At 73.0% G+C, this 19439-nt stretch carries 16 protein-coding genes; 10 read left to right on the plus strand and 6 right to left on the minus strand.

The window, feature by feature from the left end; genetic code table 11:
* Position 1 precedes the first annotated feature (1 nt).
* Positions 2-2209, minus strand: coding sequence for a SpoIIE family protein phosphatase (locus OG594_RS17875; protein WP_266603013.1), 2208 nt, complete (start codon positions 2207-2209; stop codon positions 2-4).
* A gap of 7 nt (positions 2210-2216) precedes the next feature.
* Positions 2217-3683 (minus strand): MFS transporter, encoded by a 1467-nt coding sequence (locus OG594_RS17880; RefSeq protein WP_266600037.1) that lies wholly within the window; start codon positions 3681-3683, stop codon positions 2217-2219.
* Between the two features lie 149 nt (positions 3684-3832).
* Between OG594_RS17880 and OG594_RS17885 the strand changes: the two genes are divergently transcribed.
* Positions 3833-4783 (plus strand): LysR family transcriptional regulator, encoded by a 951-nt coding sequence (locus tag OG594_RS17885; protein ID WP_266600039.1) that lies wholly within the window; start codon positions 3833-3835, stop codon positions 4781-4783.
* 115 nt (positions 4784-4898) lie between these two features.
* The gene (locus OG594_RS17890; protein WP_266600041.1) at positions 4899-5636 is read left to right on the plus strand and encodes a class I SAM-dependent methyltransferase; all 738 of its coding nucleotides are present in this window, start codon (positions 4899-4901) and stop codon (positions 5634-5636) included.
* A gap of 32 nt (positions 5637-5668) precedes the next feature.
* On the opposite strand, the gene OG594_RS17895 is transcribed toward OG594_RS17890, so the two are convergent.
* Positions 5669-6577, minus strand: coding sequence for an alpha/beta hydrolase fold domain-containing protein (locus OG594_RS17895; RefSeq protein WP_266600043.1), 909 nt, complete (start codon positions 6575-6577; stop codon positions 5669-5671).
* A gap of 213 nt (positions 6578-6790) precedes the next feature.
* On the opposite strand from OG594_RS17895, the gene tdh reads away from it, so the two are divergent.
* The 5 genes from tdh (at position 6791) to OG594_RS17920 (ending at position 14146) form a co-directional block, all read left to right on the plus strand.
* The gene (tdh, locus tag OG594_RS17900; RefSeq protein WP_266600045.1) at positions 6791-7819 is read left to right on the plus strand and encodes an L-threonine 3-dehydrogenase; all 1029 of its coding nucleotides are present in this window, start codon (positions 6791-6793) and stop codon (positions 7817-7819) included.
* 120 nt (positions 7820-7939) lie between these two features.
* Positions 7940-9148: a glycine C-acetyltransferase gene (locus OG594_RS17905; RefSeq protein WP_266600047.1), complete on the plus strand. Its 1209-nt coding sequence runs from the start codon at positions 7940-7942 to the stop codon at positions 9146-9148.
* A gap of 48 nt (positions 9149-9196) precedes the next feature.
* Positions 9197-10111: a LysR family transcriptional regulator gene (locus OG594_RS17910; protein WP_266600049.1), complete on the plus strand. Its 915-nt coding sequence runs from the start codon at positions 9197-9199 to the stop codon at positions 10109-10111.
* A 288-nt stretch (positions 10112-10399) separates the two neighbouring features.
* Entirely contained in the window at positions 10400-13168 is a 2769-nt protein-coding gene (locus OG594_RS17915; protein ID WP_266600051.1) for a hypothetical protein, read from the plus strand.
* Positions 13169-13180: 12 nt separating this feature from the next.
* Positions 13181-14146: a M28 family metallopeptidase gene (locus OG594_RS17920; protein ID WP_266600053.1), complete on the plus strand. Its 966-nt coding sequence runs from the start codon at positions 13181-13183 to the stop codon at positions 14144-14146.
* A 102-nt stretch (positions 14147-14248) separates the two neighbouring features.
* On the opposite strand, the gene OG594_RS17925 is transcribed toward OG594_RS17920, so the two are convergent.
* On the minus strand, positions 14249-15028 hold the full coding sequence (locus OG594_RS17925; RefSeq protein WP_266600055.1) for a DeoR/GlpR family DNA-binding transcription regulator: 780 nt from the start codon (positions 15026-15028) through the stop codon (positions 14249-14251).
* Positions 15029-15227: 199 nt separating this feature from the next.
* Between OG594_RS17925 and OG594_RS17930 the strand changes: the two genes are divergently transcribed.
* Genes OG594_RS17930 through OG594_RS17940 form a run of 3 tightly spaced genes read left to right on the plus strand, consistent with a single transcriptional unit; the run spans position 15228 to position 17524 of the window.
* The gene (locus OG594_RS17930) at positions 15228-16130 is read left to right on the plus strand and encodes an SIS domain-containing protein (RefSeq protein ID WP_266600057.1); all 903 of its coding nucleotides are present in this window, start codon (positions 15228-15230) and stop codon (positions 16128-16130) included.
* Positions 16127-16963 carry a class II fructose-bisphosphate aldolase gene (locus OG594_RS17935; RefSeq protein ID WP_266600059.1) on the plus strand — a complete coding sequence of 279 codons (837 nt, stop codon included), beginning with the start codon at positions 16127-16129 and terminating at the stop codon, positions 16961-16963. Before OG594_RS17930 ends, OG594_RS17935 begins: the two co-directional genes overlap by 4 nt.
* 21 nt (positions 16964-16984) lie before the next feature.
* Positions 16985-17524 carry a hypothetical protein gene (locus OG594_RS17940; protein WP_266600061.1) on the plus strand — a complete coding sequence of 180 codons (540 nt, stop codon included), beginning with the start codon at positions 16985-16987 and terminating at the stop codon, positions 17522-17524.
* 509 nt (positions 17525-18033) lie between these two features.
* Here OG594_RS17940 and OG594_RS17945 read toward each other — a convergent pair.
* Both OG594_RS17945 and OG594_RS17950 read right to left on the minus strand, forming a co-directional pair.
* On the minus strand, positions 18034-18720 hold the full coding sequence (locus tag OG594_RS17945) for a hypothetical protein (protein ID WP_266600063.1): 687 nt from the start codon (positions 18718-18720) through the stop codon (positions 18034-18036).
* 69 nt (positions 18721-18789) lie between these two features.
* Positions 18790-19341, minus strand: a complete 552-nt coding sequence (locus tag OG594_RS17950) for a DinB family protein (RefSeq protein WP_266600065.1) — start codon at positions 19339-19341, stop codon at positions 18790-18792.
* Positions 19342-19439: the final 98 nt, after the last annotated feature.

Genomic DNA, 19439 nt, shown 5'->3' on the forward strand with positions numbered 1-19439 from the left:
CCTACGGGTCCCCGCCGGTACGGGAAGCCAGCAGCAGGGCGATGTCGTCCGGCCGGTCGGCGGTGTTGCCCGCCTCGCTGATCAGCCGGTCGGCGGTCTCGGTCAGCGGGGACGGCCGGGCCGCCGCCAGGGCCGTCCGCAGCCGCTCCACCCCGACGTCGATGTCGAGGCCCGGCTTCTCCACCAGCCCGTCCGTGTACAGGGCGAGGACCGAGCCCGTGGTCAGCCGCAGTTCCGTGACCGGGTACGAGGCCTCCTGGTCGATGCCGAGCACCACCCCGCCCGCCAGGTCCAGCACTTCGGTCCGGCCGTCCGGGTGGCGCAGCAGCGGTTGGGGGTGCCCGGCCCGGGCGGCCGTCACGGAGCCCGACGCCGGGTCGAGCAACATGTAGCAGCAGCTCGCGAACTGGCCCGGATCCAGGTCGATGAGCAGCTGGTTGGTGCCGCTCACCACCTGTGCCGGGGTGCTGCCGCTGAGCGCGAAGGCCCGTACCGCGCTGCGCAGTTGGCCCATGGTCGCCGCGGCCGCCACACCGTGGCCCTGGACGTCCCCGATGACCAGGGCCAGCAGGCCGGTGCCCGTCTCGACGACGTCGTACCAGTCGCCGCCGACGTCCATGCCCTGGGTGCCGGGGAGGTAGCGGCCGACGGTGTCCACGTGCTCGCGCACCGGAAGCCGGTGCGGCAGCAGCGCCGACTGCAGACCGCGGGCGAGTTCCACCTCGCTGTCGTAGCGCCGGGCCCGCGCGAGCGCCTGCGCGATCAGACCGGCCAGCGCCGTGAGCACCGTACGGTCCTCCGGGCTGAAGCCGCGCGGCGAGTCGAAGCCGAGGATGCACGAGCCGACCGGCCGGCCGGAGGCGATCAGCGGCAGGAAGGCGCGGGCGCCGACATCGGCGTCCAGCGGGATGCCCGGATAGGCGGCGGCGAGGTGCTGCATCGACTCGAAGAACAGCGGCCGGCCCGTCGTCAACGTCTCCACGCCCGGCAGTCGGACGTCGAGGGAGACCCCGTCGAACCGGTCGAGGAAGCCCTGCGGGAAGCCGGTTTCCCAGGCCAGGTGCAGATGCCGCTCGTCCAGCAGGTAGATCGCCAGCTGGCGGCCGCCGAAGGCCGGCAGCAGCTCCTCGGTGACCACCGCCGACACCTGCCGGGCCGTGACCGCCTCCGTCAGCGCGATGGCGAGGGCCACCGGCCGGTACAGCGCCGAGGCCTCGTCGGCGGACGCGTCGAGGTCCGCGTACGCGTCCATGTCGCTGTCCACGTCCACGTCGGCGTCGGCGTCCATGTCCGGCCCGGCCCGCGACTCGGGCGCGTAGGCCGGTTTCGCGGACGTGCCCAGGGTCAGGGTCACGCCGTCGGCCGCGGGGTACAAGTCCACCGACAGCCACTGCCCGGGCGCGTGCCGGCCGCGCCGGGCGGGGAAGTGCACCGGCTCGCCGGACATGAAACCGGCCCGGAAGTGGTCCTCGTAGGCGGGATGTCCGAGCCACGGCAGCGCCTCCCACAGCAGCCGTCCCCGCAGATGGGGCCCGTCGAGGCCGAGCAGGTCCTCCGCCGCGGTGTTCACGTAGCCGATCCGACCCTCCCGGTCCAGGGAGAGCACGGCCTGCGCGAGCCGGTCCGCGGCCCTGCGGGCGCCCTCGGCCCCGGCCTCGGGCGGTGGTGCCGGCACGCCCACCGGATCGCCCTCCCAGAGAGTCCGCTCCCCGGCCGCCGCGAGCGCGGTGAGGTCGGCGGCCAGCTGCTCCGCGGCCCCTCGCAGCCGCTCGCGGTCCGCGGTCCCGACCGGGATCCCCGGGGTCGCCTCGCGCAGCACCACCAGCACGCCGAACCGTTCCGTCCCGCCGGTTACCGGCTCGTACAGCGAGCCGAAGGGGAACGGCAGCCCGGCCGTCAGCTGGGGGAAGCGGCGCATCGCCGACTCCGCGTCGGGCAGGTGGACGGCCTGCCCCGACCGGTAGGCCTCGGAGACCGGGTACGGGCGGTTCACCTGCATCCGCCACCAGGGCCGGAACAGCTGGAGCGGCAGCCCGGTGAACAAGGCCATCAGGAGCAGGCCGGTGGTGGGCGAGCGCAGGTAGACGCCGGCCGCGTACCCACCGACGGCCTCCATCGCGTTCATGGCGGCCCGTGCGAGCACCTGGGCCGTCGCATCAGGGGCATCCGTGGTGTCAGGCGCGGCGCCGGCGCTGTCCGCTCTGGCCATCACACAGTCAGCATGCGCCCTCGGCCGTGGCTCGTGCATCCCGGCCCTTCCCGCGTCGTCCCGAGGTCCGGTACCCGGTCACCACCACGGCCGCGGCGCACCACAGCACCACGGCCACCGTGCGCAGCGCGGTGCCCATCGCGTCGGTGAAGGCGACGATCTGGGCCGGATCGTGCGGGTCCCCGTGGAAGCGCGAGGCCAGCACCGTGCCGACCACCGCGACCCCGAGGGCGGCGCCGATCTCCCGGGCCGCGGTGTTCAGCCCCGAGCCGAGCCCGGCCTGGTGGGAGGGCAGCTCCGTGACCACCGTCAGCGTCAACGAGGGCGCGGACAGGCCCGTACCGACGGACAGCACCAGCAGGTAGAGCGCGTACAGCGGGTACGGGGTGCCCGCGTCGGCGGTGGAGACCAGCAGCAGCCCCGCTCCGATCAGGCCGAGCCCGGCGCCGACCGGCAGCCGCGGTCCGGTGCGCTCCTGGAGCCGGGCGCCGAACCTGGGCACCAGGGCCATGCCGACGGTGAGCGGGACGATCGCGAAGCCGGTCTGGGCGGGGGAGAAGCCCTTTGCGTACTGGAGGTACTGGGCATTGACGAAGAACAGGGCGAAGAGCCCGAAGAAGCCGGTGCCGATGCCGAGCGCCCCGGCGCGCAGCTTGGGCGAGCGGAAGATCCGCGGGTCCAGCAGCGGGCGGGCGGCGCGCAGGGCGTGCCCGGTGAAGGCGCAGAGCAGTGCGGCACCCGCGCCGAAGGCGGTCAGGACCTGCACCGAGGCCCAGCCGTGGGTGGGGCCCTCGATGATCGCGTAGACCACCGCGAGGAGCGCGCCCGCGAGCAGCGCCGCGCCGAGGGGGTCGACGGCGGCGGCGGGCTGCGACGGAGTACGGGGGACCGCGCGGGCGACCGCGAGCGCGAGCAGGGCGGCGAGCGGGACGACCGCCCAGAACAGGGCCCGCCAGGTCAGGAACTCCCCGACCAGGCCGCCGCCGACGTTGCCCGCCAGGCCCCCGAGACCCGCGGACAGCGTCCAGGTGGCCAGGGCGCGGCCGCGGCGCTCGGGCGGACTCAGGTGGACCAGGACGGACATCGTGGCGGGCATGATCAGGGCCGCGCCCGCCCCGCACACACCCCGGCCCGCGATCAGCACGGCCGGGGTCTGGGCGAGCGCGCTGGCGGCGCCGCCCAGGGCGAACAGGCCGAGCCCGCAGAGCAGGGCGCCCTTGCGGCCGTACCGGTCGCCGAGCGCCCCGGCCGGGATTAGCAGCGCGGCGAAGACGATGACGTAGGCGTCCACCGACCACAGCAGCTCGCCGGGATCCGGATGCAGGTCGGACGCGGCGAGCTGGGGGATCAGCAGGTTGACGGCGGCGACCATCCCCTGGGCGACGAGTACGCAGGCGCACAGGACGAGCAGGGCGGGCCGGGTGAGGGAGGGGGCGGGGACGGCGGGATCCTGCGTGACGGCATGGCGGAGCACGGCTCCTCCTCGGAGTCGGGGACGGTACGGCGAAAGGAAGGGGAAGGGGTGGGGCCGGCGGGCCGGTCCGGGCCGGCCGGGGCCATCACCCGTGGTTCACCGTAGAGTTGGACCGATCTGCTTTCCAGTGCAAGTTGTGCAAGGGATGTATGCGTGTGACGCAATCCGGGTTGGACCTGAATCTCCTCGTCGCCCTGGACGTCCTCCTGGAGGAGGCGAGCGTGTCCCGGGCGGCGGCCCGCATGCACCTGTCCGAGCCCGCCATGAGCCGCACCCTCGGCCGGATCCGCAAGGCCCTCGGCGACCCGGTCCTGGTCCGGGCCGGCCGCGTCATGGTGCCCACCCCGCACGCGCTCGCCGTGCAGGGCGAGGTCCGCGCGGTCGTGGACCGGGCCCGCGCCCTGTTCCTCACCGGCACCGAGGTGGACCTGCCCACGCTCACCCGCACCTTCACCGTGCTGGCCAACGACGCCTTCACCGCCGTGTACGCGGCCACGCTCTTCAACCGGGTGACCCGCGAGGCGCCGGGGGTGAGGCTGCGCTTCCTCTCGGAGAGCCACGTGGACGTCCCCGCCCTGCGCGAGGGCGTCGCCGACCTGGAACTCGGCGTCGTCGACACCCGTTCCCCCGAGGTGCGCGTCGAGCACCTCACCGACGAGCGCATGCTGGGCGTCGTACGCCACGGGCACCCGCTGCTCCGCGGTCGCATCACCGCGCGCCGATTCGCCGCGGCCGAGCACCTGACCGCCTCCCGGCGCGGCCGCCTCGAAGGCCCGGTGGACACCGCCCTCGCCGAGCAGGGGCTGTCCCGGCGCGTCGTGGGCAGCGTGGGGACCTTCCCCGCCTCCCTGTTCGTCCTGCGCGAGAGCGACCTGGTCGGCCTGATGACCAGCCAGGTGGAGCCGCTCGCCGCCGCGCTGGGGCTGGCAGCCTTCGAGATCCCGCTCGCCCTGCCGCCCCTGCCCTTCGGCATGGCCTGGCACCCGCGCCACGACGCCGACCCGGCGCACGCCTGGCTGCGCGCCTGCGCCCGCGAGCTGGTCCCCGCCGGCCCGGAGCGCTCCACGGCCGGCCCGGAGCGCTCCGGGCCGGCGCGATAGGCCGACCGCTTCCCTCGTCCGGGGGACGCACGGGATTGCGGACCACTGCCCGGACGGCGCCGCGGGGCACGATACGCAGGCGTCCCACCCCCGGCAGGCCCCCGGAAGGCAGAGCATGCGGTTCCAGTACGACACCATCGGCGAGCGCTACGCGGAGTCCACGAGCACGGCGGCCTTCTCCGCGGCCGACACCTACACCCTGCACGGAGCCCTCGACGCCCTCGGCGGGGTGCGCGGGCTCGACGCCCTCGACCTGGCCTGCGGATACGGATACAACACCCGGCTGCTGGCCCGCGGCGGGGCCCGGCGGACCGTCGGCGTCGACGTCTCGGAGGAGATGATCCGGCTGGCCCGCGCGCACGAGGCGACCAAGGACCGGGCGGACGTCGAATACCACGTCGCCGACGCCGCCGGCCTCCCGCACCTGGGCCCCTTCGACCTGGCGACCGCCGCGTACGTCTTCAGCTACGCGCCCGACCGCAGGTCCCTGCACGCGATGTTCCGGTCCGTCCGCGCCAATCTGCGGGCGGGCGGGCGGCTGCTCGCCATCGTCCCCAACGCGGGGGCGTTCCCGCGCGTGGACTGGTCGCCGTACGGAGTGCGCATCCTCGACCGGGTCCCGGACGGCGACGCTCCGCTGCTCAAGGCGCACTTCCTGACCGAGCCGCCGGTGCCCTTCGAATTCCGCGAGTGGGCCCACGCCGACCTCGCCGAGGCCGCCGTCGAGGCGGGCTTCGTCACCGTCGGCTGGCAGCCGAACCGGACCCCGCCCGCCGACGCCGAACGGGACGAGGCGTACTGGACGGCGTACCGCGCCTGGCCGATCAGTTCCCTGATGACCTGCACGGTGTAGGCCGTCCGCGCTCCGCCGTCACCGCCGTGCCCTCACAGCTCCGCCGTCGACCGGATCAGCTCGACGATCCGCTCGCGCGCCGCCCGCCCCTCCGGCACGGGCAGCAGCGGGTACCCGTGCGGCAGCCCCGCCGCCTCGTGGAACTCCACCTCGGCTCCGTCCGCACGGGCCCGGCGCAGCAGCTCCCGGCTGTCCGTGGTGAGCACGTCCCGGGTCCCGGTGAACACCGTCATCGGCGCCAGCCCGGCGAAGCCGCCGTGCAGCGGGCTCACCCGGGGATCTTCGGCGTCCAGGGTTCCGGCGTACAGCCGCCCGGCCTCCAGCAGCCCCGGGCGGGCCAGCAGCGGATCGGCGGCCTCGATGGCCGCCTGGTCCGGATGGCTCATGGTCACGTCCAGCCAGGGCGAGATCAGCACGATCCGGGACGGCTGGTCCCCCGTGCGGTTGCGCAGCCGCTGCGCGGCCGCCAGCGCCAGCCCGGCCCCGGCGGAGTCGCCGATCAGCACCGTCCCGCCGGAGCCGCCGCTCGCGATCAGACCGCTCAGCAGGTCGGCCGCGACCGGGACGGTCCGGTCGGCGGTACCGCGCGGAGCGAGGATGTACGCGGGTACGACCACGCGCGCCCGCGCCCGGGTCACCAGGGTCCGGATCAGCGCCCAGTGCGGGCGCTCCAGCTCGTGGACGTAGCCGCCGCCGTGCACGTACAGCACGTGGGCGGCCGGCTCCGCCCCGAGGGGGGAGACGTCGTACACCGGCCAGGCCCCTACGAAGGTCCGCGAGATGTCGGCGACCCGCCCCAGCGACCGCGGCGGCAGATGGGAGGCCGGCCGGCGGGCGGACTCCGCCACCCGGGTCCGGACGGCTTCCGCGCTCGCGTACCGTCTTCGCCGCCCCACCGCGATCAGCGCCGCCGACAGCGCCCTGCTGCGCAGACTCGGCACGCCCCTCACCTCCCCTTTTCCCCTCGCGCCAGCTCCAGCGCGAGCCCCTTCCCCGTCACGGGAGGAGCATAGGCGTGAAGCTGCGCTGTCGACCCGTTTAAGAAAGTCTCGATGGACTGATCACCGCACCGATCGGCAGATTGGTGCACGTCACCGCCGCCGTTCGGGCCCGTCCGCCCACGGCGTACCCTTCCGCATGCCTGGAGCCACCCCATGAAGGCACTCGTCAAGCACAAGGCAGAACCCGGCCTGTGGCTCATGGACGTCCCCGAGCCCGAATACGGCCCCGGCGACGTGCTGATCAAGGTGCTGCGCACCGGCATCTGCGGAACCGACCTGCACATCCGCTCCTGGGACGGCTGGGCGCAGGGCGCGGTCAAGACCCCCCTCGTCCTCGGCCACGAGTTCGTCGGCGAGGTCGCGGCGCTGGGCGCGGACGTCCAGGACATCGAGGTCGGCGCGCTGGTCAGCGGCGAGGGCCACCTGGTGTGCGGCAAGTGCCGCAACTGCCTGGCCGGCCGCCGCCACCTGTGCCGCAGCACGATCGGGCTCGGGGTCGGCCGCGACGGCGCCTTCGCCGAGTACGTGGTCCTGCCCGCCCAGAACGTGTGGGTGCACCGCACCCCCGTGGACCTGGACGTCGCCGCGATCTTCGACCCCTTCGGCAACGCCGTGCACACGGCGCTGTCCTTCCCGCTGGTCGGCGAGGACGTGCTGATCACCGGCGCCGGCCCGATCGGGATCATGGCGGCGGCCGTGGCCAAGCACGCCGGTGCCCGCAGCGTGGTCATCACCGACGTCAGCCCCGAGCGCCTGGAGATCGCCCGCAAGGCGGGCGCCACCCTCGCCGTCAACGTCGCCGAGTCCTCGATCGCCGAGGCGCAGACCAAGCTCGGCCTGCGCGAGGGCTTCGACATCGGCCTGGAGATGTCCGGCCGCGCCGAGGCCATGCGCGACATGATCGACAACATGACGCACGGCGGCCGGATCGCCATGCTGGGCCTGCCCGCGCAGGAGTTCCCGGTGGACTGGGCGAAGGTGGTCACCTCGATGATCACGATCAAGGGCATCTACGGCCGTGAGATGTTCGAGACCTGGTACGCGATGACCGTGCTGCTGGAGGGCGGGCTCGACCTGAGCCCGGTCATCACCGGCCGCTACTCGCACCGCGACTTCGAGGCCGCCTTCGACGAGGCGTCGACCGCCCGCAGCGGCAAGATCATCCTGGACTGGACGGCGTAACCACCCGCCCGCCACGCCTACCGAACCACCTCCCTCCCGGCCGGGCCCCGCAACCCTCCCCCCTCCGCGGGGCCCGGCCCCCTCCCTCGTCGCCCTCCGCCGCACAAGGAGAACCGCACCATGTTCGAGACCGTCCGCGAGGACCTGCGCTCCACCCTCGACGAGATCCGCGCCGCCGGCCTGCACAAGCCCGAGCGCGTCATCGGCACCCCGCAGAACGCGGCCGTCGCCGTCACCTCGGGCGGCGCCCCCGGCGAGGTGCTCAACTTCTGCGCCAACAACTACCTGGGGCTCGCCGACCACCCCGAGGTCGTCGCCGCCGCGAAGGACGCGCTGGACCGCTGGGGCTACGGAATGGCCTCCGTCCGCTTCATCTGCGGCACGCAGGAGGTGCACAAGGAGCTGGAGGCGCGGCTCTCGGCCTTCCTCGGCCAGGAGGACACGATCCTCTACTCCTCCTGCTTCGACGCCAACGGCGGCGTCTTCGAGACCCTGCTCGGCGCCGAGGACGCGGTCATCTCCGACGCCCTCAACCACGCCTCGATCATCGACGGCATCCGCCTCTCCAAGGCCCGCCGCTTCCGCTACGCCAACCGCGACCTGGCCGAGCTCGAAGCCCGCCTGAAGGAAGCCACCGAGGGCGGCGCCCGCCGCAAGCTGATCGTCACCGACGGCGTCTTCTCCATGGACGGCTACGTCGCCCCGCTCGCGGAGATCTGCGACCTGGCCGACCGCTACGACGCCATGGTCATGGTCGACGACTCGCACGCCGTCGGCTTCGTCGGCCCCGGCGGCCGCGGCACCCCCGAGCTGCACGGCGTCATGGACCGCGTCGACATCATCACCGGCACCCTCGGCAAGGCCCTCGGCGGCGCCTCCGGCGGCTACGTCGCGGCCCGCGCCGAGATTGTGGAGCTGCTGCGCCAGCGCTCGCGCCCGTACCTCTTCTCCAACTCCCTCGCCCCGGTCATCGCGGCGGCCTCCCTCAAGGTCCTGGACCTGCTGGAGTCGGCCGGCGACCTGCGCGAACACCTCGCGGCCAACACGGCGCTCTTCCGTACGAAGATGACCGAGGCCGGCTTCGAAGTGCTGCCCGGCGACCACGCCATCGCCCCGGTCATGATCGGTGACGCGGCGGAGGCGGCCAGGATGGCGGAGCTGCTCCTGGAGCGCGGCGTGTACGTGATCGGCTTCTCCTACCCGGTGGTGCCGATGGGCGCGGCGCGCATCCGCGTCCAGCTCTCCGCGGCCCACTCGACGGCCGACGTCGAGCGCGCGGTGGCCGCCTTCATCGACGCCCGTGCGGCCCTCGGGACCGCCGGGGCCTGAGGGGAACGGGAGGTCGGAGGGGTCCGTGCACCCTGAGACAATGGTGGGGTGATCGACCCCCGCCGGCTGCGCATCCTGCGGGCCGTGGCGGACCACCGTACGGTGACCGCCGCGGCCGCAGCCCTCTACCTCACCCCCTCCGCCGTCTCCCAGCAGCTCGCGGCGCTGGAGCAGGAGACGGGCCACGCGCTGCTCACCCGCAGCGGTCGCGGCGTACGGCTCACGGCGGCCGGTGAGATCCTGCTCGGCCACGCGCACGAGGTGCTCGCGCAGCTGGAGCGGGCGGAGGCGGAACTCGCCGCGTACGCGGGCGGTTCGGCGGGCGAGGTCACCGTCGCCGCCTTCGCGACGGGCATCGCGGAAGTACTGGCCCCGGCCATCGCCCGGCTCGCGCTGGAACGGCCGGGCATCCGGCTGCGGGTCCGCGACGCGGAGGGCGACCAGAGCCTGCCGCAGCTGCTGGACGGCGAGGCGGACCTCGCGCTGGCCGTCGAGTACCGGGGCGGCCCGGGCGCCGACGACGCGCGGCTGTCCGTCCTCCCGCTGTACGCGGAACCCTTCGACGCGGTCCTGCCCTCGGGGCATCCGCTGGCCGACCTGCCCGCGGTGTCGCTGGCCGACCTCTCCGACTCGGACTGGGTGGGCCAGTACCCCGGCAACCCGTGCCACGACGTGACGCTGCTCGCCTGCGAACTGGCGGGCTTCCAGCCCCGGCTCGTGCACTCCTCGGACGACTTCCGCGCCGTGACGGCACTGGTGGGCGCGGGGGCCGGAGTGGCGCTCGTCCCGCGCTCGGCCCTGCGCGGCATGGACCTCAAGGAGGTCCAGGTCCGCCCGGTCACGGGCCCGGCGGCCACCCGCCGCGTCTTCGCGGCCACCCGCCGCGGCGGCGAGAACCACCCCCTGATCGCGCCCGTCCTGGCCGCCCTGGTCCGGGAATCGGAGCGACTTCCGGCGCACTGAGCACCGCCGGGTCCGGCGGCCGGATCCGCGAGCGGACGGTCCCGGGCGCCATGGGGCGCGAGCTGCGTTCCGTCCGGCCCGCAGCCCGATCTCCCGGGCGGGCGGGGGGCTTTGCGGCGCGTGCTCGCGTCGCAGGAGTCGGCGGACGACGATACGCTTTTGCTGAGAGTGCCAATGGTCCACGGCGGTTCCCGTAAGCGGAACGGTCACGCGACGGGCGCCCGGGGGCATCCACCCGCTCTGATGATGCGTTTCCTTACCCTCCGCATGTGCGTTGAGGAGGACATCATGGCTCGGGACAACGGTGAACAGCAGAGGAACATGCCGGGCCCGGAGGCCGACCGGCCGCTGAGAATGGTCCCCGACGTCGGTGAACACGCGGATGCCGGTGGTGTACTGCGCAAATATGTCGATCCGGGAGCGACCCTGGCCCGTGCGTCGACGGCGCGCAAGGCCATCGACTCGTTCATGGCGGCGCGCTCGGGAGACCTGAAGACCGGCTCGATCGATCTGCGCGAGGTGGAATCGACCGAAGGCGCGGCGACGCTGCGCGTGCGCTTCCAGCAGTTCCACAACGATCTCCCGGTGGTGGGCGCCACCGTCCAGGCCGTTGCCGATGTCAAGCAGGCCAGTGTGATCCAGGTCGACCACACCGGGGAGATGGACGTCGCCGATGCTCCCGACCCCGGTGACGCACGTACGGTGGCCGACGTCCTGAAGGTCGCCCTCGCGCCCTTCAAGAAGGACTTCGAAACCGCCGACGTGATCAAGGACGAACTCGTCTACGTGCGGGACACGGACCGGCCCTCCCTGCCCGAGGGCGACTACCCCTCCGCTTCCGTCGCGCTGCTGAAGAAGGGGAAGAAGCCGGACGGTGCACTCCACCTCGTGCACGATCTGGTGGTCGAGACCACCGGCCCCTTCGAACAGTTCCGCGTCGTCGTGGACGCCATCGCCGGCACCTTGCTCTGGGTCGAGCTCGTGGGAAAGTACGTGACGGCCACGCTCAAGGTCTTCTCACCCGACCCCGTGACCGAGTCCAACGACAGCACGCTCCACGCCGGGTCCGGCGCGGCGAAGCTGAACGGCTTCCGGCACGACGTCCAGGCCGAGGTCGCACCCGCCAGCGGTGGAAAGTTCCGGCTCGACGGGGAGTGGTTCCGGTGCAACGACTGGGACACCCCGACCTTCGCCCAACCCGCGGAGACGTCAGCCTCCTTCTCGTACGACACCTACCCCAAGAACCGCGCCTTCCTGAGTGCGAACGCCTACTACTGGCTCGACTCCACCGCGCGCTACCTCCGGACCCTGGGAAACACGACGCTCAATGCCAACATGGTCAAGGTCGACGTCGACGCCCAGGGGGCCAACGGCGCGGACAACAGCGAGTGGCTCGGCTCGACGACACCCCCGCGGATCCGCTTCGGCGAGGGCGGCGCCCCCGATGCCGCCGACCTCGGCGTCATCGCCCATGAGTACACCCACGGCGTGTTCGACTGGCTCGGTGCCAACCACGGCGGGTCCGGGTCGTACGAGCACAGCATCTGCGACGTGCTTCCCGCCATCTACCGGGACCGGTTCAACCCGGGGCAGCACCGGCGTACCGAGACGTTCCCCTTCGACAACAACGTGAACGACCAGTGGAGCACGGTGCGCACGCTGGACCGCTCCGAGCGGTTCGACGACGCCGGGTTCAACGGTTTCTCCTCCGACCTCCGCAACTCGATGCTGGGCACGGCGCTCTGGCGGTGCTACCTGGGCATGGGGGGCGACTCGACCGATCCTGCCGTACGGATCACAGCCGCCGACGCGATGATCAAGACGATGCTGGAGATGTTGCTCATCGTTCCGGACTCCTCCTCCACGGGCCTCGCGCACGCCGTCAGCATGGCCCAGGGCTGCATCACCGCGGACTCGGCCCTCACCGGTGGCCTCTACAGCAAGGTGATGGACGAGGCCTTCGTGAACCAGGGGCTGTGGGCACGGCGGCCGGTGGACGTGTACATCGCGGACAACCCCACCGACCTCGGCGCGCAGCCGAGCGGTGCGCCGCACTGGACCTCCCCCGACATCTGGGTCCGCAACAACGACATCAGCACCGGCGACAACCCCGCACTCGGTCACGAGGCGCCCATCAACGACCAGCCGAACTTCCTCTACGTGCGGGTGCACAACCGGGGGATCCAGGCGGCGGCGAGCGGCGGGTTCCAGGTCGAGGCCTTCCGGTGCGACCCGGGCACGGGGATGATCTGGCCCACGCACTTCGAGTCGCTGGGCACCCTGGTGATCGACGAGCCGATCCCGCCCGGCGGGTCCGTACGGGTCGGGCCCTTCAGCTGGACCCCGCAGATCGTGGAGCAGGAGGGCCTGGTGGCCGTGGTGCACGGCGCTGCGGACCCCGCCATCACCGCCACGCTCAACGGGCCGGTGCCGCACGACCGGGTCATCAGGTTCGACAACAACGTGGGGCAGCGCAACGTGGTTCCGCAGATGGCCGCGCCGGGCGGCAAGACCAGCACGACGATCGCCCTCCGCGGCGGTCTGACCTCCACCTCCGGCTCCTGGCACCTCGACGCGACGGCACTGCCCGACGACACCAAGATCTCGATCCGCACGCTGAGCCGCATCGTCGGGTCCGCCGAGCTGACCAACCTCAAGGTGACCGAGAAGGGATCCGTCCGCACCACGCTCGAAATGAAGGGCGGCAGCACCGCGGTCGTCGACGGCTTCCGCCTCGAGGCGGACGACCGGGCGGCAGCCGACATCACCATCGACTTCTCCCACCACGCCGACCACCTCCGCCTCTACCCCTTCATCGCCACCCAGTACCAGGACAGCCTGATCGCCGGCCGCATGACCATCCAGATCACCGCCGTCAAGGAACTCGAAGGCTTCTTCTTCGGCAATCCGCGCAGCGGCGAGCTCCACGTCTCCACCTGCCCGTACTGGTCGAAACTCGGCGCCGGGAGCAAGATCCCCTTCCTCCGTGCCGAAGACGCGGTCGCACGCGGATACAACGGCTGCGCCTACTGCCAACCCGCCCTCAACACCGACTGAAGGCGGCCTGTGATGGAACGAGACACACGTGCGGCGCTGCCGCTGGCACCCCCCGAGAAGCGCTACCCGCCCAGCGTCGCCGAGCCCGTGGCACCGGCCGAAGGCAAGCGGGCGGCCACGCAGAAGAACGAGTTCACCACCACGCTGGTCGAGTCGGTCTCGGCGGACGAGCTGAGGGACTCCGTCGAGGCACTCGCCGCCCTTCACACGCGCCACACCTTCTCGCCCCTCATCGGGCAGGCCGCCGAGGAGATCGTGGGCCGGTTCGAAGCGGCCGGGTACACGGATGTGGTCCGGCGCACGTGGACCAATGCCGGTCACAGTGCCGACAACGTGATCTGCACCAAACCCGGGACGGCTGCCGGTCGGCCCGTCATCATCGTGTGCGCCCACTACGACAGCCGCATGGCGGACCTGAACAACACCACGGCACGGGCGCCGGGGGCCGACGACAACGGCAGCGGTGTGGCCGCGGTGCTCGAGATCGCGCGTCTGCTCGCCCCCGTCGCGCTGTCCTCCACCCTCCAGTTCGTGGCCTTCTCCGGCGAAGAACAGGGGCTGTGGGGTGCCACGGAGTATGCCGCGGAGCTCCACGCCACCGACGGCGAGGTCTACCGGGTCGTGAACCTGGACATGGTCGGGAGGCCGCCGGTGGACGGTTCCGTGACGGTGGAGCGCGACCTGGGGAACGCCGTACCGGACAATGACGCCGCGTCAAAGGCCTTCGCCGCGGTCATGGCGCAGGCCGCCGCGGACCACACCGCACTGCCGGTCATGCTCGGCCCCATCTTCGCCAGTGACTACATGCCGTTCGAAGCGCACGGCGACGTGACGATCGGGGCCTACGAGGGGGAAGGGAACCCGCACTACCACGAGACGTCGGACACGCCGGACACGCTCGACTACGGCTACCTCGCCGACGTCACCAAGATGACCCTGGCGACCTTGCTCGCCGATGCGCGGCAGGCCGTGGGGTAGCGCGCCGGGCCTTCGTGGGCGGTGGCCGCGCCGGTCGCCGCCCGCGGAGGCAGCCCGCTCGCATCCCGGTCGCAGCCCGCACGCATCCCGCTCGCAGCCCGGTCACACCCGGACCACCTCCACGCCCACCGTCTCGAACTCCCGGGCGACCGCGGCCGCCAGGCCCGTGTCCGTCACCAGGACGTCCACCGACGAGGTCGCGCAGATACGGGCGAAAGCGCGGACCCCCAGTTTGCTGGAGTCCGCCGCGACAACCACCCGGCGGGCGCGTTCGCACAGCAGGCGGTTGATCGAGGCCTCGTCCTCGTGGCGGGTCGCCGCGCCGTCCTGCGGGTCGAAGCCGTCCACGCCGAGCACCGCCGTGTCCACGGCGAGCTGCCCGAGGACCTGCTCGGCGAGCGGGCCCGTCAGTTCGTACGACTGGGGGCGGGCCACCCCGCCCGTCAGTACGATCTTGAACTGTGGCCGGATCACCAACTCGCCCGCGATGTTGAGGGCGTTGGTCACCACGGTGAGCGCCGGCGAGCCCTGGGCAAGGTCCGGTCGCGCGGCCAGGGCGCGCGCCACCTCCGTGGTCGTGGTGCCGCCCGTCAGGCCGATCACCTCGCCCGGGGTGATCAGGGCCGCCACCGCCTCGCTGATCCGGTGCTTCTCGGCGGCGCGACGTGAGGTCCGGTAGCGCAGCGGCAGTTCGTACGAGACCCCGTGCAGCACCGCCCCGCCGCGCGTCCGGACCAGCAGCTGCTGCTCGGCGAGCTGGTCGAGGTCGCGGCGGATGGTCGCGGCGGACACCCCGAGGGTCTCGGCCGCCGGTTCGACCTCCAGCCCGCCCCGTTCCACCAGCAGGTCCAGCAGTGCCTGCCAGCGCTCCTTGCGGGTCATCGGCCGTCCCCTCCCGTGCTCGTCCCGTGCTCGCCCCGTGCTCGTCCGTGGCCTCAGTCGGGCTACCCCGCGACACTAACCCAGCAGATCACCCCGTGGTTGCTTGAAGTTGCGTGAAAGTGCCAGTTACCTTGCAGGAAAGCGCAAGACGTTCCACGCACAACGCATTCAGACCCGCCTGTCGCACGAGGGAGCCTGTATGAGTCACGTCGCGTACGAATTGGGCACGCAGCCCGCATGCTGGGAGCGGGCCGCCGAACTGGCCCCGGCCCGCCGGGCGGTGCTCCCGCAGCCGGGGGAGCGCACCGCGATCGTCGGGTGCGGGACCTCGTACTACATGGCCCAGGCGGCCGCCGTGCTGCGCGAGGAGGCCGGACACGGCGAGACCGACGCCTTCCCCGCCTCCGAGTTCCCGCGCCACCGCCGCTACGACCGGGTCGTGGCCCTGACCCGGTCCGGCACCACCACCGAGGTACTGGACCTGCTGGCCGGGCTGCGCGACGCGGGCGTGCCCACGACCGCGGTCATCGGCGATCCGGCCACCCCGGTGATGACCGCCGCGGACGAGTTGGTCGTCCTCGACTTCGCCGACGAACAGTCCGTCGTGCAGACCCGGTTCGCGACCACCGCCCTCACCCTGCTGCGCGCCCACGTCGGACTGCACACCCCGTCCGTGGTCGCCGACGCCCGCACCGCCCTCGTCGAGCCGCTGCCCGCCGACATCGCCGGCCGGGGCCAGTTCACCTTCCTCGGCCGCGGCTGGAGCGTCGGACTCGCCCACGAGGCCGCGCTGAAGATGCGCGAGGCCTCGCTGTCCTGGGCCGAGTCCTACCCGGCGATGGAGTACCGGCACGGGCCCATCAGCGTCTCCGGGCCCGGCACCGTGACCTGGTCGCTCGACGAGGCCCCCGACGGGCTCGCCGAACAGGTGCGCGCCACCGGCTCCCAATGGGTGCCCGGGCGGCTCGACCCGCTCGCCGAACTGGTCCGCGTACACCGCCTCGCCCTCGCCGTCGCCGCCCACCAGCAGCTCGATCCGGACGCGCCGCGCAACCTCACGCGCTCGGTGATCCTCACCACCGGCGAGGAGGCGGTCCGATGAGCCTGGTCCGTGCCGGCGACCTGGTCCTGGAGGCGGCCGCGGCCGGCCGGGCCGTCGCCGCCTTCAACATCATCACCCTGGAACACGCCGAAGCCGTCGTGGCCGGGGCCGAGGCCGCCGGCCTGCCCGTCATCCTCCAACTGAGCGAGAACGCCGTGAAGTTCCGCGGCGGGCAGCTGTTGCCCATCTCCCGGGCCGCCGGCGCGTGCGCGGAGGCCGCCGGGGTCCCCGTCGGCCTGCACCTCGACCACGTCAAGAGCCCCGAGCTGCTCCGGCGGGCCTGCGACGCCGGATACAGCTCGGTGATGTACGACGCCGCGCAACTCCCGTACGCCGAGAACCTGGAAGCCACCCGGTCCGCAGCCGACTGGGCCCACGCCAACGGGCTGTGGATCGAGGCCGAGCTGGGCGAGGTCGGCGGCAAGAACGGCGCCGCGCCGCTCGACCCGCACGCGCCCGGCGCCCGTACCGACCCCGACGAGGCCCGGCGGTTCGTCGCCGACTCGGGGGTCGACGCCCTCGCCGTCGCCATCGGCAGCAGCCACGCGATGACCAGCCGGACCGCGGCCCTGGACCACGTGCTGCTGGCCCGGCTGGCCAAGACCGTGGACGTCCCGCTCGTCCTGCACGGTTCCTCCGGGCTGCCGGACGCCGAGCTCACGGCGGCCGTCGCGGGCGGCATCCGCAAGGTCAACATCGGCACCGCCCTGAACGTGGCGATGACCGAAGCCATCCGCACCCACTTGACCCCGGCGGACCCCAGGCCGTACCTGACGGCGGCCCGTACGGCGATGACGGCGACGGCGACGGCTATGATCGGCGCCCTGAACTGACGGGCGACGGGGGCGGCGATCATGGACGCACAGCGGGGACGTACCAATCGCCGCACGTTCCTGCTGATCGCAGGCCTCCCGCTGCTGACGGTGGGCGCGGGCATGACGTACCTCCTGTGGCCCCAGCCGCCCCGCCGGCCCGAGGTCCGTACCGACCTGGAGCCGCTGAACCGGCGGCTCGGGCCGTTCCTGGGCGAGCTGAGCGACGCGCACTGGCTGGGCTACGACATCGACGGCCCGGACGACGACCGGAGCATCCCGAGCCCCGATTCCCGGGTCCGCGTGGTCGGGGTCGCCCACCTGCCGACCGGCGGCGCGGCCGCGATCACCGGCAAGCCCGACCACGCCTTCGCCGCCGCCGGCGCGCCGTCCGACCTGCCCGCCGCGCTGGAGCCGTACCTGCCCGCCGGCGCGGCCTGGCAGCACGGCCCCGGGTTCGACGCGTACGCGAACGGCCAGGGCGCCGGTAGTCAGGCCTCGGACGGGATCCCCTCGGGCCGGTACCTCTTCGACACGGCCCGCGACCTCGTCCACTTCGACGTCCTGTACCTGTTCACCTGACATCGGGCGGGGAGCCGGCGCACCACGAGCTTCCTCTTCGACCCGGACCGGCCCGGTGGTCATGGGCCACGCGTTCTCCGGCCGGGTGCTGGCCCACGGCCCCGGCGCACGCGCTCCCGAGCCGGCACCGGGGTCCGTCGGCCTGCCCTGGGAGGTCGACGCCGGGGGAGCGGTCCGTACCGGACTCGCTGGACCTACGGAGGTCTTGCCGGTCAGGCCGGGCCCGCGGCGCCCGGCACCCCGGCCGTGGTGATCGGCGGCGGCCGGGCTGGGCGCGCCCGCAGTGGTCGACCCCTCCGGCGGTGAGGATCCGGTGGCGCTCTGCGCCGAACTGGCCGGGGCCCGTGCCCGCCCCACGGTCGTGGTCAACTGCGTCGGGCTCCCCGGCATGTTGAACCGGCTCCGGCACACCGCCCCGCGAGGGGTTCGGCGCCCCCCTCACCCCGGCTCGTCGACGGGCGGATCGACCCGGCCGCCCTGGTCACCGGCGAGGCTGGATGGGTCGGGCGTCAGCGCGGTGTGAGGCGGGCCCGGTGGTACTGGATCCCGTGCCACCGGGCCTGGTCCGGGCGGGCGCCCCGGTCCATGGTCCGGGTGCCCTCGGCGAGCGTCAGGGCGCGCTCGGTGGACAGGACGAGGGCGACGAACCAGGTGGTCCGCTCGGGCTCGACGGTCTCGTCGTAGTACCAGTCGGCGGTGACACGGGCTTCCCCGGCGAGGAAGGGACGTTGCAGGAAGTCCTGTACGGGGAGCGGGAAATGACCGAGTACCCCCTGAGCCTCCGGGCCCAGGTCCAACCGTAGGACCGGAGCCCCCGGCAGGCCCGGAGCGGTGGCGCGTCCGTCCGGCGCGGGCCTCCCGTCGAAGGAGCGGCTGTGCAGCGAGCCCGGCTCCACCCGGGCGCGCTGCCCGCGGAACTGCGCCGCCCCGTCCCGCAGCACCTGGCCGACCCGGCACAGCCCGCGGTCCCCGACCACCAGAGCGGCGGGGCGCCCGTCGGAATCCGGCCCGGCCCACCAGGTGAGGCACCGGCCGGCCTTCTCGAGCAGCCGGGCCCGTACGTCCCCCGGAAGCAACTCCCAGTACGCGTGCCGGGCCGGGATCCCGGGGTCGGTGGGGAGGGCGCCCGGCTCGTGGATCTGCGTCACCGCCCGCGTGAACTCGGGGTCCTCGCGGCGCCATGCGTCGATGTCCATATCCGCCCATTGTGCTGCGGGCGGCCTCACCACACCCACGTTTCAGGCGAGTTGGTGCCCCAGGGCGTCTCAGATGCCGATGGCCCCGTCGATCCGCTCGCGCAGGAGGTCGGCGTGCCCGTTGTGCCGCGCGTACTCCTCGACCATGTGGATCAGCACCCAGCGCAGCGACACCTTCCCGCGCCACGCGTCGACGGCCTCGACGTCCAGATCGGGCGCCTCGGCCACGAAGCCCTCGGCGAAGGCCACTTCGGCGCGCCACGCCTTCCAGGCCGCTTCGACCGCCGCGGGATCGGACAGGGCTCCGTCGAAGTCCCCGTCGGGATCCTGCGCCGAGGAGAACAGGGGCGGCGCGTCCTGCCCCGCCAGGACCTGCCGGAACCAGCGGCGCTCCACATCGGCCAGGTGCCGGACCAGGCCGAGCAGGGAGAGCGTGGACGGTTCCACCGACCGGAGCGCCAACTCCGCACCCAGACCTGCGCACTTGAGTACCAAGGTGGCGCGGTGGTCCGCGAGGAAGGCGACCAGCATCCGCCGCTCGTCACCGGTCGCGGGGCCGCTGAAGCGGCCGTCCCGCTCGGGTTCGACGAAGAATTCCGCTCTGCTGCGTGGGCTCGTCATGGTCGCGATTATGAACGCCGGTTCTGATCGGCCGGCACCCGGGTCCTTCCGAATTCTTGGAACAGGTTCTACTCTGACCGCCGCCACCACAGCGACCG

The sequence above is a fragment of the Streptomyces sp. NBC_01214 genome (assembly GCF_026340975.1).
GTDB lineage: Bacteria > Actinomycetota > Actinomycetes > Streptomycetales > Streptomycetaceae > Streptomyces.